The sequence below is a fragment of the Janthinobacterium sp. EB271-G4-7A genome (assembly GCF_020858075.1).
In the GTDB taxonomy this organism is placed as follows: Bacteria; Pseudomonadota; Gammaproteobacteria; order Burkholderiales; family Burkholderiaceae_D; genus Janthinobacterium; species Janthinobacterium lividum.
In genome coordinates, this window is record NZ_JACYMI010000001.1 from 3,609,864 (window position 1) to 3,636,303 (window position 26,440).

At 63.9% G+C, this 26,440-nt stretch carries 22 protein-coding genes; 10 read left to right on the top strand and 12 right to left on the bottom strand.

Translation table 11 applies throughout. The features are described from left to right. The first annotated feature begins 87 nt into the window (after positions 1-87). A complete protein-coding gene (locus IGS58_RS16195; RefSeq protein WP_230522028.1) occupies positions 88-738 on the top strand; it encodes a TetR/AcrR family transcriptional regulator in 651 nt (216 codons plus the stop codon). Positions 739-759: 21 nt separating this feature from the next. Here the strand turns inward: IGS58_RS16195 and IGS58_RS16200 are convergent, their stop codons facing one another. From IGS58_RS16200 to IGS58_RS16210, 3 genes are read right to left on the bottom strand one after another with little or no spacing between them, the layout of a single operon-like run. Next, on the bottom strand, positions 760-2,223 hold the full coding sequence (locus IGS58_RS16200) for an ATP-binding protein (RefSeq protein WP_230522029.1): 1,464 nt from the start codon (positions 2,221-2,223) through the stop codon (positions 760-762). After that, positions 2,216-2,929, bottom strand: a complete 714-nt coding sequence (locus IGS58_RS16205; protein WP_034777921.1) for a response regulator — start codon at positions 2,927-2,929, stop codon at positions 2,216-2,218. Before IGS58_RS16205 ends, IGS58_RS16200 begins: the two co-directional genes overlap by 8 nt. Continuing rightward, positions 2,904-4,232, bottom strand: coding sequence for an ABC transporter substrate-binding protein (locus tag IGS58_RS16210; protein ID WP_230522030.1), 1,329 nt, complete (start codon positions 4,230-4,232; stop codon positions 2,904-2,906). The genes IGS58_RS16205 and IGS58_RS16210 overlap by 26 nt, the downstream gene beginning before the upstream one ends. 355 nt (positions 4,233-4,587) lie before the next feature. On the opposite strand from IGS58_RS16210, the gene IGS58_RS16215 reads away from it, so the two are divergent. The 7 genes from IGS58_RS16215 to IGS58_RS16245 all read left to right on the top strand — a co-directional run bounded on the left by IGS58_RS16215 (position 4,588) and on the right by IGS58_RS16245 (position 13,077). Continuing rightward, on the top strand, positions 4,588-5,853 hold the full coding sequence (locus IGS58_RS16215; RefSeq protein ID WP_034777923.1) for an ABC transporter substrate-binding protein: 1,266 nt from the start codon (positions 4,588-4,590) through the stop codon (positions 5,851-5,853). Positions 5,854-5,964: 111 nt separating this feature from the next. Next, positions 5,965-6,879, top strand: coding sequence for a carbohydrate ABC transporter permease (locus IGS58_RS16220; RefSeq protein WP_034758088.1), 915 nt, complete (start codon positions 5,965-5,967; stop codon positions 6,877-6,879). An 8-nt stretch (positions 6,880-6,887) separates the two neighbouring features. Continuing rightward, a complete protein-coding gene (locus tag IGS58_RS16225; protein ID WP_230522031.1) occupies positions 6,888-7,727 on the top strand; it encodes a carbohydrate ABC transporter permease in 840 nt (279 codons plus the stop codon). A 10-nt stretch (positions 7,728-7,737) separates the two neighbouring features. After that, complete coding sequence (locus IGS58_RS16230) at positions 7,738-8,871, top strand: ABC transporter ATP-binding protein (RefSeq protein ID WP_230522032.1); 1,134 nt, start codon at positions 7,738-7,740, stop codon at positions 8,869-8,871. Between the two features lie 90 nt (positions 8,872-8,961). Continuing rightward, the gene (locus tag IGS58_RS16235; RefSeq protein WP_230522033.1) at positions 8,962-10,197 is read left to right on the top strand and encodes a maltoporin; all 1,236 of its coding nucleotides are present in this window, start codon (positions 8,962-8,964) and stop codon (positions 10,195-10,197) included. 112 nt (positions 10,198-10,309) lie between these two features. Beyond that, a complete protein-coding gene (locus IGS58_RS16240; RefSeq protein ID WP_230522034.1) occupies positions 10,310-11,341 on the top strand; it encodes a ParB/Srx family N-terminal domain-containing protein in 1,032 nt (343 codons plus the stop codon). A 77-nt stretch (positions 11,342-11,418) separates the two neighbouring features. Then, a complete protein-coding gene (locus IGS58_RS16245) occupies positions 11,419-13,077 on the top strand; it encodes a ParB-like protein (RefSeq protein WP_230522035.1) in 1,659 nt (552 codons plus the stop codon). A 67-nt stretch (positions 13,078-13,144) separates the two neighbouring features. Here the strand turns inward: IGS58_RS16245 and IGS58_RS16250 are convergent, their stop codons facing one another. The 5 genes from IGS58_RS16250 to IGS58_RS16270 form a co-directional block, all read right to left on the bottom strand. Next, on the bottom strand, positions 13,145-14,254 hold the full coding sequence (locus IGS58_RS16250; protein ID WP_070253664.1) for an ABC transporter ATP-binding protein: 1,110 nt from the start codon (positions 14,252-14,254) through the stop codon (positions 13,145-13,147). 9 nt (positions 14,255-14,263) lie between these two features. Continuing rightward, the gene (locus tag IGS58_RS16255; protein WP_034777933.1) at positions 14,264-15,133 is read right to left on the bottom strand and encodes a carbohydrate ABC transporter permease; all 870 of its coding nucleotides are present in this window, start codon (positions 15,131-15,133) and stop codon (positions 14,264-14,266) included. Beyond that, positions 15,130-16,014, bottom strand: coding sequence for a carbohydrate ABC transporter permease (locus IGS58_RS16260; RefSeq protein ID WP_034777935.1), 885 nt, complete (start codon positions 16,012-16,014; stop codon positions 15,130-15,132). Before IGS58_RS16260 ends, IGS58_RS16255 begins: the two co-directional genes overlap by 4 nt. 115 nt (positions 16,015-16,129) lie before the next feature. Then, a complete protein-coding gene (locus IGS58_RS16265; RefSeq protein ID WP_230522036.1) occupies positions 16,130-17,383 on the bottom strand; it encodes an ABC transporter substrate-binding protein in 1,254 nt (417 codons plus the stop codon). A 244-nt stretch (positions 17,384-17,627) separates the two neighbouring features. After that, positions 17,628-18,926, bottom strand: a complete 1,299-nt coding sequence (locus IGS58_RS16270; RefSeq protein ID WP_081345412.1) for a maltoporin — start codon at positions 18,924-18,926, stop codon at positions 17,628-17,630. Between the two features lie 346 nt (positions 18,927-19,272). Here IGS58_RS16270 and IGS58_RS16275 point away from each other — a divergent pair, with 346 nt between their 5' ends. Continuing rightward, positions 19,273-21,186 carry a glucokinase gene (locus IGS58_RS16275; RefSeq protein ID WP_230522037.1) on the top strand — a complete coding sequence of 638 codons (1,914 nt, stop codon included), beginning with the start codon at positions 19,273-19,275 and terminating at the stop codon, positions 21,184-21,186. After that, positions 21,170-22,249 carry a LacI family DNA-binding transcriptional regulator gene (locus IGS58_RS16280; protein WP_230522038.1) on the top strand — a complete coding sequence of 360 codons (1,080 nt, stop codon included), beginning with the start codon at positions 21,170-21,172 and terminating at the stop codon, positions 22,247-22,249. The genes IGS58_RS16275 and IGS58_RS16280 overlap by 17 nt, the downstream gene beginning before the upstream one ends. A 29-nt stretch (positions 22,250-22,278) precedes the next feature. Here the strand turns inward: IGS58_RS16280 and IGS58_RS16285 are convergent, their stop codons facing one another. The 4 genes from IGS58_RS16285 to IGS58_RS16300 form a co-directional block, all read right to left on the bottom strand. Beyond that, positions 22,279-23,211: a carbohydrate kinase family protein gene (locus IGS58_RS16285; protein ID WP_070253666.1), complete on the bottom strand. Its 933-nt coding sequence runs from the start codon at positions 23,209-23,211 to the stop codon at positions 22,279-22,281. After that, on the bottom strand, positions 23,208-24,422 hold the full coding sequence (locus IGS58_RS16290; RefSeq protein WP_230522039.1) for an AGE family epimerase/isomerase: 1,215 nt from the start codon (positions 24,420-24,422) through the stop codon (positions 23,208-23,210). The genes IGS58_RS16285 and IGS58_RS16290 overlap by 4 nt, the downstream gene beginning before the upstream one ends. Before the next feature lie 68 nt (positions 24,423-24,490). Next, positions 24,491-25,492: a tetratricopeptide repeat protein gene (locus IGS58_RS16295; RefSeq protein WP_230522040.1), complete on the bottom strand. Its 1,002-nt coding sequence runs from the start codon at positions 25,490-25,492 to the stop codon at positions 24,491-24,493. After that, complete coding sequence (locus tag IGS58_RS16300) at positions 25,489-26,331, bottom strand: tetratricopeptide repeat protein (RefSeq protein ID WP_230522041.1); 843 nt, start codon at positions 26,329-26,331, stop codon at positions 25,489-25,491. The genes IGS58_RS16295 and IGS58_RS16300 overlap by 4 nt, the downstream gene beginning before the upstream one ends. Positions 26,332-26,440: the final 109 nt, after the last annotated feature.

Below are 26,440 nucleotides of genomic sequence, written 5' to 3' on the forward strand. Positions count from 1 at the left end.
ACAATCGACTGACCGTCGGTCAATTAAAAACCAATCGTGTGCACAGGTGAGCTTTGGCAGCGCCAGCGCTTCACTTATACTAGACGCATGACTACTTTCCTCCGCGCCATGCACGACGCCGCCCCTGCCACGGACACGCCCGCACGCCCCCGCACCAAACCAGCCGAAGTGCGCCTCGATGAATTGATGACCGCCGCCGAGCGCCTGTTCCTCGACAAGGGTGTTGACGCGACCACCGTCAGCGACATCACCAGCCTGGCCGGCGTGGCGAAAGGCACGTTCTATCACTATTTTCCGTCCAAGCACGAGATGCTGGCGGCGCTGGCCGAACGCTATACGCAGCATTTCCTGGCCAGCCTGGAAGCGGCCATCAGCCTGTGCATGCCCAACGACTGGGAAGGCCGGCTGCGCGCGTGGGTGCAGGCGAATGTCGCCACTTACCTGCGCACCTGGCAATTGCACGACATCGTCTACACGAGCCACCGGCGCAGCATCGGCATCGCCCCTGCGGACAATGCCGACAAGAACGCCATCCTGGCCCAGCTCGGCGCCATCCTGGCGGGCGGCGCGGCGGCGGGCGCATGGCCCCTGCCGCAGCCGCGCCTGGCGGCCCTGATGATTTACTCGGCCGTGCACGGCGTGACGGACGACGCCATCGCCGCGCAGTTACAGGACAGCAGCGCCTTCGCCGCTGACGTGGCCGACGCCTGCCTGCGCATGCTGGGCACGCCGCACTGACGCGGCAGGCATGGCGGCACTTCAGTGTGCCGGCAGGCGGATGGTCGCTTCCAGGCCGCCGTCGCGGTGGTTGGCCAGGGTCAGCTCGCCGCCATGGGCCTGGATGATGCTGCGCGCGATACCGAGCCCCAATCCCATGCCATGCGCGTTTTGCTCGCGGCCATGTTCCAGCCGCACATAGGGCTGGAATAGGCTGGCGAACGCCTCTTCGGCCACGCCGGGGCCGTCATCGCGGATGCGGATCACCACGTTGACGCCTTCGCGGCACGCCGACAGGTGGGCCGTCTTGCCATAAAACAGGGCATTGTCGAGCAGATTACCGATGGCGCGCTTCAGGGCCAGGGGCTTGGCCTTCACGCTCAGGCCCGTCTCCGCGTAATGCACTTCATGGCCAGCCAGCTGGGTCCCGCGCACCATGCGCTGCAGCAAGGGGTCCAGGCGCACCTCGGTGGCGTTTTCATGGATATCGCTATCCTTCACGCATTGCAGCGCGCCCTTGACCATCATGTCCAGCTCATCGAGGTCATCGTGGAATTCGTTGCGCTGCACATCGTCGTCGAGCAACTCCGTGCGCAATTTCAGGCGCGTGATGGGCGTGCGCAAGTCGTGCGAAATCGAGACGAACAGCCGTTCGCGGTCTTCCAGGTAGCGCTGGATGCGTTCGCGCATGCCGCTGAAGGCGCGCGCCGTCTGCACGAACTCGCGGCTGCCCGTCTGCGGCAGGGGCGGCGGCGTCTCGCCACGGCCAAACGCTTCGGCCGCGTCCGACAAGGCGGCCAGCGGCCGTGTTGTCCAGCGTACGACGAGGATCGACAGCAGCAGCACGGCCGCCAGCGACAACGCTTGCAGCAATACCCGGTCCAGTGTCCACGGATTACTGCTTTGCAAGAAATACGGGTTGGGCATCAGTGCCGCCAGGTACAGCCAGTTGCCAGGCTCCAGCTCGGCCTGGATCACGAGGACGGGCGCGGGATTCGGTTTCAGCAGCAAGATGTGCTGCACCCAGTTTTCCGGCAAGTCGCCGATGTGCGCGCCGCTGTCGGCCACCACCAGGTCGCCCGGCCAGGCGAAACCCACGCGGTAGCCGGCCAGTTGCGGCAAGTCGTTCTTCAGCGCCGCGCCCACTGTGGCCACCACCGTATCGGCCAGCGCGTGCGGGGCGATTTCGCGGATGGCCAGCGGCCCCTGGTTGACGTTGACAAAGAAGCGCGTGCCGCCCATCTCGCGAAATTGCTGGATCAGGATGGGGCGGTAGTTGGCCGGCAGGCTGAGGAAGAAACGGATGGTGCTGGCGGCGCTGCGGGCCAGGTGCTGCGAAGCCATGCGCGCCTCCACCGCCGAGTCGCGGCGCAGCTGCGCGGCCCAGATCAGGTTGCCCACCAGTTGCGTGGCCAGCACGCCGGCGACCATCACCACGGACAAGCGCCCCAGCAGCGACGGCGGCAACAGGCGCTCGAGCAGCCGGCGCGCGCCCCGCTCAGGCATGCGCACTGCTCACGTCGGCCGAAAAGACATAGCCGGCGCCGCGCACCGTCTTGATCAGCATGGGCTGCTTGCCATCGTCCTTCAGGCGCAAGCGCAGCCGGCTGACCTGCACGTCGAGCGAGCGGTCGAGCGGCCCCGCGTCGCGCCCCCGCGTCTGCTCGCACAGCACGCTGCGGTCGAGGATATCGCCAGGATGCTCGACAAAGTAGCGCAGCAGCTGGAAATCGAGGCCCGTCAGCTGCAGCGCTTCGCCATCGGCATCCGTCACCGTGCGCTCCAGCGTGTCGAGGGTGAAACCGACGAAGCGGTAATAGCGGGGCGGCGCGGCCGCGTCGATGCCCGTGCGGCGGTGGATGGCCTTGATGCGCGCCAGCAATTCGCGTGGGCTGTAGGGCTTGGCGATGTAGTCGTCGGCGCCCAGTTCCAGCCCCACCACCCGGTCCGTCTCGTCGGAGCTGGCCGTCAGCATGATGATGGGCACGTTCGAGCGGGCGCGCACTACCTTGCACAGGGCAAAGCCATCCGTGTCGGGCAGCATCACGTCGAGGATCACCAGCGACAGGCTGTCGACGTGGCGGTGGAATTCGGCCAGGAAGGTGGCGCCATCGTGCGCCAGGCCCACCTCGTACTGGTTCTTTTCCAGGTAGGCCTTCAACAGCATGCGGGTCTTTTGATCGTCGTCAACGACCAGGATTTTGCGTGACATGGTCTCGTCCTTTTTTATTCAGCGCCTGCAACATGCTGCCGATACGGCGCTGGGCGTCGGCCGCGCTGATCGTCTCGTCCAGGAAATAGCGGTGCACTTCGGCGATGATGGCGTCCTTGCTGGTTTCATCGGTGGCCATGCGGTGCACGAGGCTGGGCGCCTGGAACGCGGCGCCGCGCGCGAATGCCTGCGCCGAGGCGCGTGCACAGCTGTCCAGACGCGACAGGTCGGCCTGGCGCAAGGCGGGAATCGAGCCCTTCACCTGGCTGTATTCGAGCTGCACGGGCAGCGAAGCGACCACCTGCGCCAGCTTTTCCTGCGCGCCCTGGTGCGTGTAGTCGGACGCGAACATGGCCAGCGTATCGATGCTGTACAGGTGGTAGTCGCCCGTGTCCGGTGCGGCGGCGCAGCCGAACACTTCGTCCGTGGCGCGGCCCCAGGCGTTCAGCTCTCCCTTCGCCCAGTCGCCCATGATGTACATGGCCGCCTCGCCATCGCCCACCTGGCGCGCCATTTCGGGCCAGCCCTGTTCGCGCAGCGGCGTGCCCATCCACTGCTTCAGCGACCTCAGCCGCTGCAAGGCGTGGCGCAGGCGCGGGTCGGCATACGCTTCGGCTTTCTTGTCGACAAACAGGGCGCGGTAATACGCGGGCCCCGATTCGGCCAGCACCAGCGTTTCAAACAAGGTCGCCACCTGCCACGCTTCGCTGCTTTGCGCCAGCGGCGTGATGCCGGCCTGGCGCAGCTTGCCGGCCACGCGCTCGAAGTCGCTCCAGCTGCGCGGCACGGCCAGGCCCAGGCGCTGGAATATCTTGCGGTTGTAAAACAGGGTATTGATGCGGTGGATGCCGGCCGGCACGCCCATCGTATGGCCCCGGTTTTGCAGCAATCCCCACACGGTGGGATACATGGTCGCGCGCCAGTTGTTGCTGGCGGCGACGCTGTCGAGCTGCAGCAGCAAGCCCAGGTCGCTCCACTCGCCCAGGGTATAGCCGATCAGCTGCATGACTTCCGGCGAATTGCCGGCCAGCACGCGGCTCTTCAAGACCTTGCCCGCGCCGACCCCGGCGCCGCCCGCAATCCCCGCGTCGCGCCATTCGACGCCTTCCTGCGCCAGGCGTGCCACCAGCACGTCGGCGGCGCGGCGTTCGCCGGTTGACGTCCACCAGTGCAGCACTTGCAGCGGCTCGGCCCGCAAGGGCACGCTGCAGAACATGGCAGCCAGCAACGCCAGCGCCGCCACGCCGCGACGGCGGGCGGCCCCGGCATGGCGGTCGGCGGTGCTGCGCGGTGGCGTCTTCAATCCTGTCCCCTTTTTCTTGTCGCGACAAACTATAGCCCAACTACAAAACAGCATGTTGGTAATTTAGTACCTTGATTTGTAAAGAAATGTGAGCTTTTGTTGCCCTATCTTGCGCGGAGGATAAACCGGGCCAGCCACCCGACGCCCCGCGCGGCGCGCCACGGCAGCGGATGACGGTAAGGAAAGGTAAGCAAGCGCACCTGCGCATTTGAAAATTATCCTTTTGAATCAACAGGATAAGAAAAATACATCGGCCCAATGCCGGGCGCTGGCGTCACATTTTCTCCGATGCTACTGTCCGCCAACTGCAGCGTAACCGGCAGTAAAACAAGACCAACATCAACAAGGAGACGACATGCAACTGCATGCAAAAGGCGGCGTGGCCGCGCGCAACACATTGCTGGCCCTGCTGCTGGCCAGCGGCACGGCACAAGCTGGCACGCTGACCATCGAAAGCTGGCGCGTGGATGACAAGACCCTGTGGGAAACGGTGCTCATTCCCGCCTTCCAGAAAAAGCACCCTGGCATCGAGATCAAGTTCTCGCCCACGGCCCCCACCGAATACGATTCCACCCTGAACGCGCGCCTGAGCGGCGGCACGGCAGGCGACTTGCTGGCCTGCCGCCCGTTCGACGTCTCGCTGGCCCTGTACAAGCGGGGCCAGCTGGAAAAGCTCGACGGCAAGGCCGGCATGGATAACTTCCCCGCCTCGGCCAAGGTGGCGTGGCAGACGGACGATGGCAAGGACACCTTCTGCATGCCGATCGCCTCCGTCATGCATGGTTTCCTGTACAACAAAAAAATCTTCCGCGAACTGAAACTGCAGCCACCCGCCACGGAAGAGGAATTCTTCAAGGTACTGGAAACGGTCAAGAAAAGCGGCAAATATGCGCCCTTGGCGCTGGGCACGGCCGACCAGTGGGAAGCGAACCAGGTGGTCTTCACCAGCATCGGCGCCAATTACTGGAAGGGTGAAGAAGGCCGCAAGGCGCTGATCGCCGGCAAGGCCAAATTTACCGACCCGCAATTCGTCGCCGCCTGGGAATACGAGGCCCGCCTGGGCAGCTACCTGTCCAAGGGGGCCAGCGCGCAAACCTATGGCGACAGCCAGAACCAGTTTGCGCTGGGCAAGGCCGCCATCTACCCGTCCGGCTCCTGGGACATCGCCTACTTCAAGCAAGACCCGGAACTGGAGCTGGGCGCCTTCAACCCGCCCGTGCGCAAGGCCGGCGACAAGTGCTATATCTCGGACCACACGGACATCGGCATGAGCGTCAACAAAAAGTCGAAGAACAAGGAAGACGCCTACAAATTCCTCGCCTGGCTCGGTTCGCAGGAATTCGCCGACATCTACACCAACAAGGTGACGGGCTTCTTCTCGCTGTCAAACCATCTGATCTCCATCAAGGACCCGCTGGCCAAGCAGATGAACGGCTGGCGCGCCAGCTGCGCCTCGACCATCCGCCTGAACGCGCAAATCCTCAACCGTGGCGAACCGAGCATGGAAAACGAGCTGTGGAACGTCAACGCCCAGGTCTTGAACGGCAAGCTGGCGCCGAAGGACGCGGCGCGCCAGATCCAGTCCGGCTTTGCCAAGTGGTACAAGCCGCAGCAGCAATAAATCCCTCCCTCCTCCCCGCGCAACCGGCCTGAGCAAAGCGATGCGGCAGCCGGTGGCACGGTTTTGCCGGCGGCCCCGCCGCCGGTGCTTTTCTTCGTCTGGAGTTTCGCCGTGAAAAAAGCTTTCCCATGGCACGTGCTCGTGTTCCTGGCACCGGCGCTGGTCATTTACTCGCTGTTCAGCGCCCTGCCCCTGGCCGATACCCTGCGTCTCGGCCTGTACACGACCGACGAGAGCGGCCAGCACCATTTTGCCGGCCTGGCCAACTACGCCACCATCCTGTTCGACCCGCAATGGTCGCAAAGTTTCTGGAATGCGATGTGGAACAACTGCAAGTTCTTCCTCATTCACATGCTGCTGCAAAATCCCATCGGCCTGCTGCTGGCCACCCTCTTCAGCCTCAAGGGGTTGAAGGGCGAACGCAGCTACCGCACCCTGATCTTCCTGCCGACCCTGCTGTCCGTCGTCATCATCGGCTTCATCTGGCAGCTGATCCTGTCGCCGCTGTGGGGCGTGGGCCAGTCGCTGATGGATGGCGTCGGCATCGGCAGTTACTTCGCGCCGTGGCTGGGCCAGGAATCGACGGCCCTGCTGACCATCGCCCTCATTTCGGTTTGGCAATATATCGGCATTCCCATGATGCTGATCTATGCGGCCCTGCTGGCCGTGCCCGAGGAAATCATCGAGGCGGCCCACGCGGAAGGGGCCAGCGCCATGCGCATCTTCTGGCAAATCAAGCTGCCGCTGATCTGGCCCACCCTGGGACTGGTGACCATCCTCACCTTTGTCGCCAATTTCAACGCCTTCGATCTCGTGTATTCCGTGAAAGGCGCGCTGGCGGGACCGAACTACGCCACCGACATCCTCGGCACCTTCTTTTACCGCACCTTCTTCGGCTATCAGGCCCAGCTGGGCAGCCCCACCATGGGCGCCGCCGTGGCCACCATGATGTTCCTCGTGATCCTCGTGGGCGTGGGCGTGTATTTCTTTTTCGTGCAGCGCAAGCTGACACGCTACGAACTGTAAGGGCCGCCATGCGCAACGTTTCCACCCGCCCCCTGGGCCGCGCCGCCGTGCATGCGATCCTGGCCGGCTACACCATCATCGCCCTGTTCCCCATCGTCTTGATCCTGATCAACTCGGTCAAGACGCGGGCCGCCATCTTCGACAATCCGCTGGCCCTGCCCACGCCCTCCACCTTTTCGCTCGTGGGCTTTCACAAGGTGCTTGCCAATTCCGACTTCCTGCTGTACTTCGGCAACAGCCTGTTCGTCACTCTGCTGTCGCTGCTGCTGATCGTGCTATTCGGCGCCATGGCGGCCTGGGCCTTGTCGGAATACACGTTTACGGGCAACCGCCTGCTGACCCTGTACCTGGCGCTGGGCATCATGATCCCCATCCGCCTCGGCACGGTGTCCATCCTGGAACTGGTGGTGCGGCTCGACCTGATCAACACCCTGAGCGCGCTGGTGCTCGTGTACACGGCGCAGGGCCTGCCGCTGGCCGTGATGATTCTGTCCGAATTCGTGCGCCAGGTGCCGCGCGAACTGAAGGATGCGGCGCGCTGCGACGGGGTGGGCGAATTCGCCATCTTCTTCCAGGTGATCCTGCCCCTGATCCGCCCCGCCATCGCCACGGTGGCCGTGTTCACCATGATTCCCGCCTGGAACGACCTGTGGTTCCCGCTGATCCTGGCGCCATCGGACCGCACCAAGACCGTCACCCTGGGCGTGCAGCAATTCATCGGCCAATACGTGACGGACTGGAACTCCGTGCTGGCGGCGCTGTCGCTGGCCGTCATTCCCGTGCTCATCATGTACGTCATTTTCTCTCGTCAACTGATCCGCGGCCTGACGTCCGGCGCGGTCAAATAATAGGTGCGCCATGGCCCATGTAAGCCTGCAACAACTGACCAAATCCTACGACGGCCGCCACAATGTGCTGGCCGGCATCGACCTCGACATCCGCGACGGTGAATTCGTCGTGCTGGTGGGCCCTTCCGGCTGCGGCAAATCGACCTTGCTGCGCATGCTGTGCGGCCTGGAAAGCATTTCGCAGGGCACCTTGTCCATCGGCGGCAAGGTTGTCAACGACTTGCCGCCGGCCGAACGGGGCATCGCCATGGTCTTCCAGAGCTATGCCCTGTATCCGCACATGAGCGTGTACCGCAACATGGCGTTCGGCCTGAAGATCGCCGGCGCCAGCAAGGAAGCCATCGCCCAGCGCGTGCGCCACGCGGCCGCCATCCTGAAGATCGACCACCTGCTGGAACGGCTGCCGCGCGAACTGTCGGGCGGCCAGCGCCAGCGCGTGGCCATCGGCCGCGCCATCGTGCGCGAACCGCAGCTGTTCCTGTTCGACGAGCCGCTGTCCAACCTCGACGCGGCCCTGCGCGTGCAGACGCGGCTGGAAATTGCCAAGCTGCATCGCCAGTTGAACGCCACCATCGTGTATGTGACGCACGACCAGGTCGAGGCGATGACCCTGGGCGACAAGATCGTCGTCATGCATGGCGGCCATATCCAGCAGGCCGGCACGCCGCTCGAGCTGTACCAGCAGCCGGCCAACCGCTTCGTGGCCGGCTTCATCGGCGCGCCGATGATGAATTTCTTCGAGGGCAAGGTCATCGCCGCGCAGGACGATGGCGTGCGCGTGGCGCTGGCCAGCGGCCAGGAAATCACGGCCCTCGTCGATCCGGCCGGCTTGCTGCCGGGCGATGCCGTCACGGTCGGCCTGCGCGCCGAACATATCCTGGAAAACGGCGATGGCAGCGCCCAGTTCCAGGGCGTCGTCAGCCTGGTGGAACACCTGGGCGAAGCCAACTTCATCTACCTGGCACTGGACAACGGCCAGGAACTGGTGATACGCGGCGACGGCAACAACCGCGTGCCGCTGGGCCAGCCATTCACGGTCTCGGCCGCCAGCAGCGCCTTCCATCTGTTCGACGCGCAAGACGTGGCGCGCACGCGGCGCGAACCCGGCAACCTGATTTCATCGAAACAGATTTTGGCCGCCTGAGCTTTCCGCCCAGGCAGTCCCCCGATTGGATCGGCAGCGATCCGGTACGACGTGCCCAAGCACGCATTTTGATAACGACAAGGAGATTCCATGCAACACCCGATCAAGACCTCGCTGGCCCTGGCCTGCACTATGCTGCTGGCCAGCGGCGCCGCCCACGCCAGCGATGCCGAAGGCGAATACCACGGCTACTTCCGCGCCGGCCTCGGCTCGAGCTCGGACAGCCGCGGCCCGCAAAGTTGCTACGGCCTGGGCGGCAACACCATGCGCTACCGGCTCGGCAACGAATGCGACACCTATGGCGAGTTCGAATACCAGAAGGAAATGGCCAAGTCGCCCAATGGCGTCAGCTTCGTCGGCCATATCATGGTGGCCGCCTACACGCCCAGCTCCGCCGTCAGCGATTCGGAACTGAGCATGTCGAAGATGTACGTGGAAGCGAAAAACATCGCCATGCTCAACGGCGGCACGGCCTGGATCGGCAAGCGCTACTACATGCGTCCCGACATCCACATGCTGGACTTGCAATACATCAATATGAACGGCACGGGCGGCGGCATCGACCAGTACAAGCTGGGACCGGGCCGCATCAGCTATGGCTTCTTCAAGGATAACGACAAGCCCGGCAACTCGGCCATCCGGCAAAATCTCGTCTACCAGGGCATCCCCATCAACCAGGATGGCACGCTGGAAGTGCTGACCACCCTCATCACGCCCGACAAGAAGGACAGCACCTCGCACAGCGGCTGGCAGGCCACCGTGCTGCACAAGCAGGATAAAGTGTGGGGCGGCGCCAACACCTTCGGCATCCAGTACGGCGTGGGGCCGGGCACGGGCGCCGGCGGCCAGTGCTGCGACCGCATGGGCACGACGGGTTCGATCCGCAACGGCAGCGACGTCACGCGCCTGCGCATCTTCAATTCGCTGTGGATACAGCCGACGCCGGAATGGAGCGCGGAAATGATCGCCATCGTGCAGCGCGACAAGTCCGACGCCACGGGCGGCAGTTCGACCTGGACCACCCTGGGCGTGCGCCCCGTGTATGCCGTCAACGACAACTTCAAGCTGCAATTCGAGCTGGGCACGGACCGCGTGACCTCGCCCACGGGCGGCGCAGCGCAGCGCCTGACCAAGCTGACCTTCGCGCCCACCCTGACAGCCGGCAAAGGTTACTGGTCGCGCCCCGAGCTGCGCGCCTTTGTCACCTACGGCAAATGGAACGACGCCGCCACGGCCGCCGTCAACAAGGCCAATGAATCGGGCCCCGTGTACGGCAACGCCACCAGCGGCACCTCGTTCGGCCTGCAGGTGGAAACGTGGTTTTAAGCGCTGGTTTTAATTAGCCATCTTGATATGGCGCAGTGCATGCGCCTGTCGGACTGCGCGAAATCGCGTGCCGCGCTATGCTGCACGCCATACCGCTCACTTCGGAGGTCGCATGCACACCGCATTTCCCCGGGTCGCCGCCGCGCTGGCCCTGTCTTTCGCCAGCATGGCCTGGGCTCGCGATGCCGCCGTCGCGCCGGCCCCCGTCCTGAGCGCGCGCCAGCAGGCGCTGATGGCCACCGTCGTGGGCAGCGCCGCCCAGCCGCGCATCCTGCAGGTAAGCCTCGATGAACTGCATCCGACCCAGCCGGCCATCGGCTACGACCAGGTGTACTACAAGCTGGGACGCTATGCGGCCGAGGAAAAACACATCACCGACATCGCCAAGCCAAAGAAATTCGCCGACCTGTGCGAAGCCAATGGCCAGGGCGACGTCTTGCCCGGCACGGCCAATGTGGCCGGCGCCACCCTGGCCGCGCCGCCGGCCGGCTACCGCTGCAAGGCGGCCGTGGGCAGCCGTCCGGGCGACATGAAAAGCGTCGTCATCGGCCCGCGCGGCACCGTGTACCTGACCGATGGCCACCACACGTTTTCCACTTTCCGGGATGCCGATGGCGGGCGCAATCATCGATTGAAGGTCTGGGTCAAGGTCAGCGACAATTTCAGCGCGCTGGGCGAAGCGGCCTTCTGGACACGCATGCGCGAAGAGAACAAGGTGTGGCTGAAAAACGGCCGCAACCAGGCCATCACGCCGCAGCAGCTGCCGTCCGCCATCGGCCTGAAGGCCCTGGGCGACGATCCGTACCGCTCGCTCGTCTACTTTACGCGCGGGATCGGCTACGAGCCGCCCGACAAGGCCACGGAATTCCTCGAATTCTACTGGGCCGACTGGCTGCGCCGCAAACCGGCGCTCAACCTGGAACGTGCCGATCTGCTTGATCCCGCCGCGTATGCCAGCGCCATCCTGCTGGCCGCGCAGGCGATGGTGGCGCTGCAACCGGCGGAGATCGTCAGCGGCGGCAAGCGCGCGGAGGACCTTGGCGCGCTGCGCGAAATCGACCACGCAGCATTCGACGAACTGACCGAAGACAAGGGCAAGCTGGGCTACGCCATCGGCTACCGCAAGTCGCTGCTGCGCCAGTAACCTCCCGGCGTGTCATCATCCTGACATCTGCGCCCGCTAGCATGTCGGCACTTTTCAGGCCGACATCACGGGACACCATGTACAAGCACAATATCCGCCGCAGCACCTTATCCATTGCCATCGCCTTCGCGCTGGGCGCCAGCCTGGCCGCCTGCGGCGGCAACGACTACCGCGATACCAGCACGGCGCCCGTCGCCCCGGTGGAGCCCGTCGCCCCCGCACGCATCCTGAACGTGGTAGTGGCCACCGGCAAGGCCGTGGCGAATGCCTCCGTCACCGTGCTCGACGCCGGCAAGAATGCCGTCGGCAGCGGCACCACGGACGCGAACGGCAAAGCGGCCATCACCCTGGCCGCCACGGCGAAGGCGCCCTTCCTCGTCTCCGTCACGCCGGCAGGCGGCACCACGCTGTACGCACTGTCGCTGAAGGAAAGCGCCGTCAACCTGACGCCGCTCACCTCCGTCATCGCCATGCAACTGCTGGGCAGCATCCCGTCGAGCGCATCCCCCGCCAGCCTGGCCGCCATTGATGCGGCACGCCTGCAAACGGCGCAGACGCAGCTGGGCACGGCCCTGGCGGCGCCCCTGCAAACCCTGGGCATGGCGGCCAGCTATGATTTCGTCAATGGCCCCCTGACGCCGAACAGCAAGGACCCGGCAGACGTCCTGCTCGACAACCTGCAGGTAAAGCAGAACGGTACGGATATCGATATCGTCAACGCCAGCGGCAGCATCGTCGCGCAGATCACCGATGGCGGCGCGCCGCTCGCCACCGGCAAGAGCGTGCTGGAAACGCCGCCCGTGCTCAGCGCGCGCCAGCAAGTCCTGGCAGCCACGGCTGCCGGCACCGATGCAGCGCCCGTCTTCCTGCAAGTGTCGCTCGACGAACTGCACCCCACGCAACCGGCCATCGGCTACGACCAGGTGTACTACAAGCTGGGCCGCTATGGCGCGGAAGACCTGGTCATGGCCAAGACCAACAAGCCGAAGAAATTCGCCGAACTGTGCGAAGCCAACGGCCAGGACGACGTGGTAAGCAAGACGGCCAACGTGGCCGGCGCCACCCTGACCAATCCACCGTCGACGTTCCAGTGCAAGGCTGCCGTGGGCACCAAGCCGGGCGACATGAAGACCGTCGTCATCGGCCCGAACGGCACCCTGTACCTGACGGACGGCCACCATACGTTTTCCGCCTTCCGCGACGCCGACAATGGCCAGAACCTGCAGCTGAAAGTGTGGGTCAAGGTGACGGACAATTTCAGCAAGCTCAATGAATACGATTTCTGGGCGCAGATGAAAAAGGTCAACAAGGTCTGGCTGAAAGACGGCAGCAACAAGGCGATCGCCACCAGCCAGCTGCCCGCGTCCATCGGCTTGAAGTCGCTGGGCAACGACCCGTACCGCTCGCTCGTCTACTTCACGCGCGACGCCGGCTACGTGGTGCCGTCGACAGCCACGGAATTCCTCGAATTCTACTGGGCAGACTGGCTGCGCACACAGGCCGGCATCGACCTGGCCAAGACGGATACACGCGACGCCGCCAGCTACATGGCCACCATCAAGAGCGCATCGACGGCGATGGCCGGCCTGAAAGCGAATGATATCGTCAGCCGCGGCGTGACGGCGCAAACCCTGGGCTGGACTGGCGTCTTCAGCCAGGCGGCGCTGGACGACCTGGTCACGCCAACGGGCAAGCTCAGCTATTCCATCGCGTACAAGAAATCTCTGGCGAAATAAGCGCGGCGCAAACGACAACGGCCCGCCTGTCAGCTGACAGGCGGGCCGTTTTCATGGATAACGACGCTTAGGCGATGCGCTCGCCGTTGGCCGGATCGAACAGGGCCGCTTTCGACAGGTTGAACGACAGCTGCATGGTCTGTCCTGGCAGCACGGCTTCGCGCGGGTGCGTGCGGCAAGTCACGGCGGCGCCGTTCAGGCGCGTCGTCAGCAAGGTATCCGGGCCGGTCGGCTCGACCAGGTCGATCAGGCAACCGAGTTCCTGGCCCACGTCGCCGTGCGCGCTGCTCATGTCCGTGATCTGCTCCGGGCGCACGCCCAGGATCACGTCGCGGCCCGCATAGCTGCGCAGTTTGTCGGCCGCGAACGGCAAGGCCAGGCGCATGCTCTTGCCCGCGTTCTCGATGGCGACAAACACCTCGTTGCCTTCGATGACAGGCTTGACGGTGATGAAGTTCATCGATGGCGAACCGATGAAACCGGCCACGAACAGGTTGGCCGGATTGTCGTAGATTTCCTGCGGCGTGCCCAGCTGCTGCACTACCCCATCCTTCATAACGGCGATCAGGTCGCCCATGGTCATCGCTTCGATCTGGTCATGCGTGACGTAGACGATGGTGGCCTTCAGGCGCTGGTGCAGCAGCTTGATCTCGGCGCGCATTTCCACGCGCAGCTTGGCGTCCAGGTTCGACAGCGGTTCGTCGAACAGGAACAGCGACGGCTTGCGCGAAATGGCGCGGCCCATGGCGACCCTCTGGCGCTGTCCGCCCGACAGCTGCGCCGGACGACGGTCGAGCAAATGCGTGATCTGCAGGGTTTCGGCGACGCGGGCGACGATTTCTTCCTGCTCCGCCTTCGGCACTTTTTTCACGTTCAAGCCAAACGCGATGTTTTCGCGCACCGTCATCGACGGGTACAGCGCGTAGGACTGGAACACCATGGCGATGTCGCGGTCCTTCGGCGGCAGGTCGTTGACGACCTTGCCGTCGATGAGGATTTCGCCCGACGTGACGCTTTCCAGGCCGGCCACCATGTTGAGCAAGGTCGACTTGCCGGAGCCGGAGCCGCCGACGAGGATCAGGAATTGGCCATCCTTGATCTCGATGTCGATGCCCTTGAGGACTTCGACGCCATTCGTGTACACCTTGCGGATGCTGCGTATCGATAAACTGGACATATTCTTTCCTTAACCTTTGACTGCGCCTGCGGTCAGACCGCGCACAAAATAACGGCCTGCGACCAGATAGACCAGCAGGGTCGGCAGCGCGGCAATCACCGCGGCCGCCATGTTGACGTTGTATTCCTTCACGCCCGTGGACGTGTTGACCAGGTTGTTCAAGCCCACCGTGATCGGCTGCGAATCGCCGCTGGCGAAGACGATGCCGAACAGGAAGTCGTTCCAGATCTGCGTGAATTGCCAGATGATGCAGACGACGAAAATCGGACCCGAAATCGGCAGCACGATCTTGCGGAAGATCAGGAAGAAGCCGGCGCCGTCGATGCGCGCCGCCTTGATCAATTCTTCCGGCACGCCGATATAGTAGTTACGGAAGAACAGGGTCGTGAACGCCGTGCCATACACCACGTGGACAAAGACCAGGCCGGTAGTCGTATTGGCCAGGCCGAATTCGCCCAGCAGGCGCGCCATCGGCAGGATCACCACCTGGAACGGAATGAAGCAGCCCACCAGCAAGGCGGCAAACAGGATTTCCGAACCGCGGAAGCGCCAGTGCGCGAACACATAGCCGTTGAAGGCGCCCAGGAAGGTCGAGATCAGCACGGCGGGAATCACCATCTTGATCGAGTTCCAGAAGAACGGCTGCATGCCGTCGCAGGTGACGCCCGTGCAGGCCGAGGACCAGGCCTTGGACCAGGAATCGAACTGCCACACGTGCGGCAAGGCCAGCAGATTGCCGCTGCGGATCTCGTCGAGCGACTTGAACGACGTCGACAGGGTCACGTACAGGGGCACGATGTAGTACACCGCAAACAGAATCAGCAGCAGGTATACCACAACCCGTCCGAGGGTGAGGCGATTATTGCGGGTAGGTGTCATCTCATCGCCTTTGCGCTGCGCGTTTCCAGGTACATCAGCGGCACGAGCACGGCCACGATGGTGGCCAGCATCATCATTGCCGATGCCGAGCCCAGGCCCAGCTGGCCGCGGGTGAAGGAAAACTGGTACATGAAGATGGCCGGCACGGACGACGAATTGCCAGGTCCGCCAGCCGTCAATGCGATGACCAGGTCGAAGCTCTTGATCGCGATATGCGCGAGGATCAGCAGCACGCTGAAGAACACGGGACGCATGGCGGGAATCACGATGCGCCAGTAGATCGTCGGCAGGGACGCGCCATCGACTTGCGCCGCCTTGATGATTTCATCATCGATGCCGCGCAGGCCGGCCAGGAACAGGGCCATGACAAAGCCCGACGACTGCCACACGCCGGCGATCACCACCGTGTAGATGGCCATGTCGGAGTTCACCAGCCAGTCGAAGGTAAACGAGGTCCAGCCCCAGTCGTGCATGACCTTTTCCAGGCCCAGGCTGGGATTGAGCATCCATTTCCAGGCCGTACCGGTGACGATGAAGGACAGCGCCATCGGATACAGGTAGATGGCGCGCAGCGCGCCTTCGGCGCGGATTTTCTGGTCCAGCAGGATGGCCAGGAACAGGCCGATGGCGATGCTGCAACCGATGAACAGGACACCAAAGATGCCGAGGTTCTTGAGCGAGGTCCACCAGCGCTCATTATCGAACAGCTCGTAGTATTGCACCAGGCCGGCGAACTCGTAGTTCGGCATCAGCCGCGATTCGGTCAGCGACAGCCAACCGGTCAAAAAGATAAAACCATAGACGAATACCAAGCTGGCGATGAGCGTGGGGCCCAACACCATCTGCGGTATCCATCGGTCGAATTGCTTGCGTATGGACATAGGACAGCCGTAGAAGTAGAACTGCGTGTGGCGCCGGCCTGGTCGAGCGCCAGGGCGGACGCCTGCGATGCATGCGATGCAGCGGGCGCCGGCGGGAGTGCCGGCGCCGTCGTGATTACTTCACTTTTGCCGCTTTGGCCAATGCTGCAACCGCGTCTTTCGAGCTCATGTTGGTGTTCATGAACTTGGCGATGACGTCGGTCACGGCGCCTTGCGTGGCCGATGGCAGCGCCATGCCGTGGGCGAACGATGGCACCAGGCCGCCGGTCTTGTTGGTGGCGTCCATGTCTTCCATCGATTTCAGGGCGCAAGCGTCAAACTTGTCCTTGGAAACGCCGGAACGCACAGGGATGGAACCCTTGTTCAGGTTGAAGATCGACTGGAACTTCGGATTCATGATGGCGTTGGCCAGGGCGATCTGCCCCTTCTTCGCATTCGCATCCTTTTGCGTGAACATGGCAAACGAATCGATATTGAAGGTGTAGGCCTTGTCCGTGCCAGGAGCTGCCACGCACAGGTAGTCCTTGCCCGGCACCTTGCCTGCGGCCGTGAACTCGCCCTTGGCCCAGTCGCCCATGAACTGGAAGCCGGCCTTGTTGTTGATGACCATGGCGGTGGCCAGGTTCCAGTCGCGGCCTGCCGCATCCTTGTCGATGTAGGTTTTCACCTTGCCCAGGGTGTCGAACACCTTGAGCATGGTCGGGCCGGTCAATTCCTTCTGGTCCAGCTTGAGGATGGCCTTTTTGTAGAATTCCGTGCCGCCTACGCCCAGCGCGACGGATTCAAACACGGTGGCGTCCTGCCAAGGCTGGCCGCCGTGGGCGATCGCGATGCCGCCCGATTTCTTGATTTTCTCGGCCGCGTCGAAGAACGCATCCCAGGTGGTCGGGGTGGTGGCCACGCCGGCTTTTTTCAGCACTTCCGGATTGACCCACATCCAGTTGACGCGGTGGACGTTGACGGGAGCGGCGACGTAGTGGCCCTTGTATTTCATGATGTCGGCGACGACTTTCGGCAGCACGGCATCCCATTTGCCTGGAATGGCGGCATCATCGATATTCGCCAGCACGCCTTCTGCGCCCCATTCCTGGATCGATGGGCCCTTGAGCTGGGCAGCCGTTGGCGGATTGCCGGAAATGACGCGGGTTTTCAGCGCGGTCGCGGCGTTTTCGCCAGCGCCACCGGCCACGGCGAAATCTTTCCAGCCGAAGCCGCTTTCTTTCACGATTTGCTGCAACTGGCCCACGGACTTCGCTTCGCCGCCGGAGGTCCAGTAGTGCAACACTTCCACGTCGGTCGCAAAGGCGTTGCCGGCAAATGCCAGGGTGGTCAACGCGGCCAGTTGGGTAATCTTGAATTTCAGTTTCATCTCCACATTCCTTTTTTGATCAAGCTTTTAGGGGGCTTCGGCATACGGGGGCCGAAAAAGGTGAAATCTGCGCCTGTACCGGCGCTCTTGTGCTCAGACCCGCTTGCAAACGGGCATCATCTTCAGTGAAAAGACGGCGCCGTGATCCATGAACGACTACATTGCATTTATATCACGGGACGGCGCCAAAAACGCATCCGCGAAGGATGCGCCAGGTTGATTTAGACTTACAACGCCTGCCAACTTAGAACCAGGTTTCCACCTGGAAACCATACGACGTGCCGCTGGTGTTGTTGTTATAGATCGGGCCGCCGTTGTTCGACGCGTTGACCGAGGCGGTGGCCGCATCGTTCCATTTGCCGTACGTCACGAAAGCGCGCAGTTCAGGACGCGACCACAGGCCAGGGCCGGCCGAGATCGTCGGTGCGATGGTCAGCTTGGTCAGGCGCTTGGCTGGCTGGCCGCCCGATTGCGTCACGCGGTCCGTGCCCAGTTCGCCCACCAGCTTGAAGTTGTTGGTGAATGCGTACACAGGACGCACGCCGACCGAGGTCCAGGTCGAGGAACCGGCGGCGGTCGATTCGTCTTTTTGCCACAGGGCGACGAATTCCATGCCGAAGTTTTCCATCGGCTGGATCGCCATGTCATTGAAGACGCGCGTGCGCTTGCGGTCAGAACCGTAGGAAGTGCTGCCCGAGGCGCCGAACTGTCCGTTGCCGTCACCGCCAACACCAGGGCCGACGCCGTACTGCACGCCGAAGGTGTTGCCGCCGCCGAAGACTTTGCCTTGACGGTGGAATGCCGACAGTTGCCAGCCGTTATGTTTCGGGCCGTAGATGTCGTTGTCCTTGCCTTCGGCCGTGATGATGGTCGCGGCCAGGTCCAGGGTGCCATTTTCATTGACGGGAATTTCGCCGTAGATGAAGTTCTGGCGCACGGCGGAACGGGTGCCGGTGATGGCGCCAGTGTTCTTATCGCGGGCATTGATGTCGTTGTCCTTGAAGAAGGCATACGAGAATTTACCCGGGCCAACAGGAATGCGGTCCAGGCCGGCGCCGGTGCCGTTCATGTTGATGTATTGCAGATCCAGCATGTGGATGTCAGGACGGTAGTAGAAACGCTTGCCGACCCAAGCCGTGCCGCCGTTCAGGAAATCGAGTCCCTGCGCTTCGACATAGGCCTTGACGATGCCCAGTTTGTTGTCGCCGAAATCCGAGTTTGGCGCGTAGGCGTTGACCCAGATGGTGGCCAGGTAGTTCACGCCGCCGGACTTGGCAACAGACTTGGTGTAGCCGAATTCCGTGTAGGCGTCGCACTCATTGCCCAGACGATATTTCATGGTATTGCCACCCAGGCCGAAGCAGCCTTGCGAACCGCCGTCGCTCGACGTATTGCTGCCGGCGCCAGCGCGCAGGTAGCCGTGGAAGCCTTCGGAGTCGGATGGGTACATTGGGTCGGCGGCAGCGGAACCGCTGGCGATGGCCAAGACGATGGCAGCTGGCAGTGTCTTCAACACGGCCTTCAACATGGTGCGATGCAGCATGGTAAGTCTCCTCAGTAATTTATTTTTTATCTAGTCATTCGTGGCCGAATGTACTGGCCAGAATTCTTTCCAGCAGGGACATAGTAACTATACTACGAACAAATATCAACATATTATGTTGTAATCCTACGACTACTCTGCGACACTTTATTTGCGCAGGGATTTGCCGGTTGACCGCCCTGATTTTTCAGCTGGCGCCGCCCGTTTCCGGCGCTGCGTGCAAGCATTTGCGCGGGTGCCCCGCATTTTTCGGCACGCGGCACGTATACGAATTAAAATCCTTGGTTTTTGCCATAACGACAGTGCGCCGCCATGACAGCGCACGCAAACGAGACTAGGCACCGCCATGAAAATTGATGAAAAAATGGAAGTAGCAGGCAGCGATCCGGCGGAGCGATTCAGTGAAGGGCCGCGCCTGCTGGCCGACATCGGCGGCACCAATGCCCGTTTCGTGCTTGAGACGCGCCAGGGCCACCTGGAAGCGGTGGCCGTGCTGCCCTGCGACGACTACGCTTCGCTGCTCGACGCCATCACCGCGTATATGGATAGCAGCGAGGCGCGCGCCGCCGGTTCGGCCCGCGTGCGCCATGCGGCCATCGCCATCGCCAATCCCATCGACGACGACACTATCCGCATGATGAACCATCACTGGTTCTTCTCGATCGAGGCCATGCGCGCCACGCTGGGCCTCGACACCCTGCTGGTGGTGAATGACTTCACGGCGCTGGCCATGGCCCTGCCCTATCTGCGGCCCGACCAGCGCCTGCAGATCGGCGGCGGCATGGCGCGCGCCGACAGCGTCATCGGCCTGCTCGGTTCGGGCACGGGCCTGGGCGTGTCGGGCATGATCCCCGCAGAAGACCGCTGGATCGCGCTGGGCAGCGAAGGGGGCCACGTCAGCTTCGCGCCCTGCGACCAGCGCGAGATGGACGTGCTGTCCTTCGCCTGGCGCGAACTGTCGCACGTCTCGGCCGAACGCCTCGCTTCCGGGCGCGGCCTGGAACTGATCTACCGTGCCCTGTCCGAACGCGCCGGCAAGCCCGACGCGCTGCCGCTGCTGGCAGCCGAAATCACCAGCCGCGCCCTGAACAATGAATGCGAAGTGTGCCTTGAAGCGGTGGACTGTTTCTGCGCCATCCTCGGCTCCATCGCCGGCAACGTGGCCATGACCCTGGGCGCGCTGGGCGGCATCTATATAGGCGGGGGCATCGTGCCGCGCCTGGGCCCCCTGTTCGAGCAGTCGCAGTTCCGCGCCCGCTTCGAGCAAAAGGGCCGCCTGAACGACTACCTGGCGCAGATCCCCACCTTTCTGATCACGGCCGAACTGCCGACGTTCCTCGGTATCGCCGCCATCCTGGCGCAAAAGCTCAAGCGCGCCCATTCCGGCGCGCCCGTGCTCGAATCCGTGCGCCAGGCGCGCGGGCGCATGAGCCCCTCGGAATGCAAGGTGGCCGACTGGGTGCTGAAGGAGCCGAACGCCATGCTGACCCTGCCGATCGCGGAAATCGCCCAGAGGGTCGGCGTGAGCCAGCCAACCGTGATGCGCTTTTGCCGCTCGATCGGCGTGCAGGGCCTGGCCGACTTCAAATTGAAGCTGGCGTCCGGCCTGACGGGCGGCGCCATTACGGTAGCCCACTGCCACGTGGAGATCTCGGACTCCGACGCCGAACTGGCGCGCAAGGTGTTGGGCAATAACGCCTCGGCCGCGCTGGCCCTGCGCGACATGCTCGACGTGAAGGCGCTGACGGCCGCCATCGAACTGCTGCGCGGCGCGCAGCGCGTGGAGCTGCTGGCCGTGGGCAGCGCCCGCGTGGTGGCCGACGACATGCAGCACAAGCTGCTCAACCTGGGCATCGTCAGCAGCTTCTTTGCCGATCCGCAGGCGCAGGAAATGAGCGCCGCCATGCTGAAACCGGGCGACGTGGCGCTGGTCATTTCCCGTTCGGGCGCCCTGCCCGACCTGCTGCGCACCGTCAAGGTGGCGCAGGGCTGCGGCGCGCGCGTGCTGGCGATCACGGCCAGCGGTTCGCCGCTGGCCAGGCTGGCCGACGTGCTGCTGACCTTGAACCACCCGGAAGGCAATCTCAATTTCGTGCCCATGATCGTGCGTCTGCTGCAGCTGATGATGCTCGATATCCTGTCCGTGGGACTGGCGCGGCGCGACACGGCGCAGCGCACCAGCGCCGCCGAACTGGAAGAAGGCCAATTGCACGGCATGCGCATCAGCGGCAAGCTGAAGTTCGGTGGCCACCTCGAATAAGGCGGCGCACGCCGCCCCCGATACCGCCAGCGGCGCCACCGTGCATGACGTGGCGCGCGTGGCCGGCGTATCGGCCATGACGGTATCGCGCGTGATCAATGGACGCAGCAGCGTCAGCTCGGCCACGCGCGACAAGGTCGAGGCGGCGATCGCCAGCCTGCGCTATCAGCCCAACCTGGCGGCCAGGGCGGCCCGCACGGGCACCCTGCGCATCGGCCTGTTGTACAGCAATCCGAGCGCAGCCTTCCTCAGCGAATTTTTAGTTGGCGCCATGGATCAATGCCGCCAGGGCGGCGGCCAGTTGCTGCTGGAACGCTGCGAAGACCTGGACAGCCAGCGCGCCGGCATCGATTGCCTGGTGGCGGCCGGCGTGGATGGCATCCTCGTGCCGCCGCCCCTGTGCGATTCGCCGGAAGTGCTGGCGCAACTGAACCGGATGGGTATCCCGGCCATCGCCGTGGCCACGGCGCGCCCCTCGCCCGGCGTCTCGGCCGTGCGCATCGACGACTACGAAGGCGCGCTGGCCATGACGCGCCACCTGCTCGCGCTGGGCCATCGCGACATCGGCTTCATCGAAGGCGATCCGGCGCATACACCCGCCCTGCTGCGCCGCCAGGCCTTCGAGGACGCCATGCGGGAAGCCGGCTTGCAGGTGCCGCCGCACAGGGTGGCGCAAGGCTATTTTACGTATCGCTCGGGACTCGACGCGGCGCGCCGGCTGCTGGCGCAGAAACCGCACCCGAGCGCCATCTTCGCCAGCAACGACGACATGGCCGCCGCCACCCTGGCCGTGGTGCACGGCATGGGCCTGCAGGTGCCGGCGGAATTGAGCGTGTGCGGCTTCGACGACACGCCCGTCGCCACCACCGTCTGGCCCGAGCTGACCACCATCCACCAGCCCATCGCCGACATGGCGCGCGCCGCCGTCAATCTCGTCATCGACGAAATCCGCCAGCGCCGCGCGGGGGAACCGGCCACCGCCACGCATCATTTGATGGCGTTTACCTTGATGGAGCGGGCGTCGACGGGACCCGTTACGCGGGGTCAGACCCGCCGGGCCTGACTCCGGCATTTACCGCCGGGCTGGTACTGCTAGCGCAGCACCGTGCGCGCCGCCAGCGATTCCACCAGTTCCACGGAGGGCGGCGAGCCACCAGCCGCCAGGCAGGCGCCCGCGCCCGCCGCGACGGCAAAACGCAAGTGCTGGCCGCCATTGGCATCGGGCCGGTACATCAGGCTGTACAGCAAGCCGCCGATGCTGGCGTCGCCCGCCCCCACCGAATCGACCACCTCGATGACGGGCGGTGCCGCCTGCCATGTTTGTTCGCCCTGGTACAGCGCCGCACCCTGCGCGCCGCGCGTATACAAATACGTGGCTTGCGGATTCCAGCTGCGCAGCATGGCAAACGCGCCATCGATGTCGTCATGGCGGAACAGGCCCGCCAGGTCTTCATCGGACACCTTGATCACGTCGGCCAGCTGCGTCATGCGGCGCAGGGTGGCGTCATAGCGTTCATCCATCATGATGCGGAAGTTCGGGTCGTAGCTGATCTTCACGCCAGCCGCCTTGAGCTCCTGCGCCAGCGCCACCAGCTTGCCCGCCAGCGGTTCGCGCGCCAGGCTGATGCCGCCGAAATGCACCCATTGCGCCCCCTGCATCCAGCCGGCCGGCAGGAGCGATGCGTCGAAATGCAGGTCGGCGCTGTCGTCGCCGATGAAGTAATAGGTAGGCGGATGCAGTTCATGCACGATGGCCAGCAGCGGCGACTTCGCATGGCGCTGCAAAAAACGCATGTCCAGGCCCGCCACGTCGGTCGCCTGCGCCAGAGCGTCGCCGAAGACGTCGAGGCTGACGCCGCCCGCAAAGGCGCTGGGCACGCCCAGGCGCGCCATCACGCGCGCCACGTTCCAGGTCGAGCCGCCCACCTGGCTGTTCCAGGAGTCCGCGCCCGTGCGCAGCATGTCCGTCAACGCTTCGCCGGCCGACACAAAAGCGGGGAAAGAGGGAAAAGCGGTGGCGCTCATGCGGCACCGCCAATCACGTTCAGCACTTCATAGCAGGCGCCCATGGTGTGGTAATCGGTCTTGCCGGCCGGGCTTTTCTCGTTGCTGATCTTGCCGTTTTCCGGCGTCAAAATGCGGTACCAGGCGCCGTGTTCATGGTCGACGAAATGCGTCCAGCTGTAGTCCCAGATCTTGTCATAGCTTTGCCAGTAGGCCTCGTCCCCGGTGCGGGCGGCCAGCACGGCGGCGGCGGCGAAGCTTTCCGCCTGCACCCAGAAGTATTTGTCGCCATCGCAGATCTCGTCCTGCGGGCCGAAACCGTAGTGGATGCCGCCATGCGCGCCATCCCATGCCTTGGCCAGGGCCATGTCGTACAGCGCGCGCGCGCGCGGCAGCAGCCAGTCGGACGGGCCGGCCATGAACCGGCTGTGGCGCTCCATGATCAGCAGCAGCTTGGCCCATTCCGTGAAGTGGCCAGGCTGGTAACCCCACGGACGGAAGATATTGCTCTTGTCGTGCAGGTTGTAGTCCCAGTCGATCGACCAGTCGGGCGTGTAGTGTTCCCAGATCATGCCGTTCGCCAGACCCGCCTGACGGACCGTGATGTTGTGCGCCAGGGTTTCGGCGCGGTGCAGATATCTCGCTTCGCCCGTCGCCTCGAACGCTGCCAGCATGGCTTCGCAGGCGTGCATGTTGGCGTTCTGGCCCCGGTAGCCGTCCAGGGTGGACCAGTCGGCGCTGGCCACGTCCGCATACAGGCCGTGTTCGGGCAGCCAGAAGCGCTGCTCCATCAGCTCAAACGTTTCGTCCAGATACGCACGTGCTTCCGGCACGCCCGCCTGCAAGGCGTGGGCATAGGCCAGCAGCACGAAGGCCAGGCCGTAGCAGTGGTTGGCGCCATCTTCGACCTGCTTGACGCCATCCTTCCACGACAGTTGCCAGGCATAGCCGCCCGTGGCCGGGTCGCGGTGCACGTCGCGCAAAAAGGCCACGCCGTGGCGCAGGGCCGCCTGGTAATCGTCGCCGCCGAAGTGGCGGTATGCCATGGCGTAATTGAAGATGAAGCGCGTGCTGCTGACCAGGTGGCGCGTGCTGGCGTCATACACCGTGCCGTCATCGAGGAAGAAGTGATAGAAGCCGCCGCTCGGGTCAACAGCGCGCGGGTGATAAAAATTCATCGTGTGCAGGATATGCTTTTCAAGCGTCGCCTTGGAGCGGAAATCGGGATTCATGGGTCTCTCATGATATTGTTATCGATAACAATGATGATAGCATGCCGTCCTGACTCCGTCATGCCCGCTCAGGGAGTCTTGGCCAGCCTGAGCTTTTCGCGCCACAGTGCCGCCTGCGCCGGGTCGGCCGCCTGTTCCAGCTCGCCCTTATCGTACACCTTGATCAGTCGTTCGATGGCTTCCGCGTCGCCCTGCTTCGCCGCCAACAGGTACAGCGCGAAAGGCTTGGGCGCCGGCCCTTGCCGGGTGGGGCCGCCACGGCCCTGTTCCAGCAGCCGCGCAAAACCCGTCTGCCCCGGCGGACTTTTGGCGATGGCGGCCATTTCATACCAGCCCAGGGCCGCCTCGTCGCTCTGCGGCACGCCCTGCCCCACTTCATACGAGTACGCGACATTATTCAAGCCGGGCGGGTCGAGCGCCTTGGCCGCCTTCATGTACCAGGTGAACGCTTCCTTGCGCTGCGCCTCGTCCTCGGCCGTCATCATCAGGCGGTAGCCGATTTCATTGTAGGCATAGATAAAGCCGTTTTCGGCATAGAACTTCAGCCAGTGCAGCGCATGCGCCTGTTCTGCCGGGCTGCTGTGGATATTTTCAAAGTGCATGGCCAGCGTGAAGTTGGCCAGCTCCACGCCTTGCGCGGCGCCCTTGCGCGACCAGTATTCGCCCAGCTTGCGGTCGATGGCCATGCCCTGCCCCAGCGTGTAGGCCACGCCGAGGAAAGCCTGCGCCGGACCATAGCCGCCTTCGGCCGATTTCCGCATCCACGCCAGGCCGGCGTCGACGTCGCGCGGCGTGCCTTCGCCGCCGTGCAGCATCTGCGCCAGCTCCAGCTGGGAGGCCGTATCTCCTCCTTCCGCAGCCAGGCGCGCCTTCCCGAAGGCGGCCACCTTGTCCGGCGACAGGTCGGCCGGACGGTCGATCACGGCCCGCACCCTTGCGCGCATGTCGTCGAGGCCGGACATATCGAATTCGGCCAGCGCCGGATGCTGGCGCGGTTCCTTGGTGGACGCCGGCTGCGCCAGCACGGGCTGCGCCAGGGCCAGGCTCAATACAAACAGCATGGTCTTCATTTCTTTTCCTTCTCGGCCAGCTTGCCGCGCCATTCGGCCGCGTCTTCGGCATTCGCAGCCTGTCCCAGTTCGCCTTTGACATACACATCGATCATGCGCCGCATCGCGGGCACGTCGCCGCTCCACCCCGCCCGCTCGTACCAGACCAGGGCCCACTTGTCCGACTGCGCCACGCCGAGGCCCAGCTCGTGCGCGCGGGCCAGGTTGCGCATGCCGGCCGGCTCCTTTTCACGCGCCGATCTGGAATACCAGTGGAAAGCCTCGGCGCGATCCTGTTCATCGACGGCTGCGCGCATCAGGTGCTCGCCCAGCGCATTGTAGGCGGGCACGAAGTGCTGCTCGTTCGCCGCCGCCTTCAGCCAGGTGATGGCCAGCGCCTGCTCTTCGGCGCTGCTGTCGCCATCGATGAATTCCAGCGCCAGGATGGTTTGCGCCTCTGCATTGCCCTGCGCCGCGCCCTTGCGCAGCCAGTATTCGCCCTGCACGCGGTCGATGGGCACCTTGCCGCCCAAGGTATAGGCCACCCCAAAAGCCGACTGTGCCGGCGCATAGCCGCCTTCGGCCGACTTGCGTATCCAGGCCATCGACTGCGCCGTATCTTGCGGCGTGCCGACGCCCAGCTGCAGCATGCGCGCCAGGTCCAGCTGCGCCTCCACGTCGCCCGCTTCGGCCGCGCGCCGTGCCTGCTCAAACTCGGCGATGCTTTCCGGGCTATGGCTAGCCGCATCAGCCCTCGCCTTGATGGCGAGCAGCTGCAGGTCGAGCAAGGTGGGCGAGGTCTGGGCCAGGAGCGGCAACGGCAGCAGGAAAGGAATCAGCAAGAGGAATTTCTTGGGCATGCGGCGGTGTCGGGAAGAAGAAAACACGCATGGTAGCCGATGCCACGCCAGACAGGCGCGCACTGCACAAGAAGTTTGACAGGGCAAGCCGGCAGGCTTACATTGCACG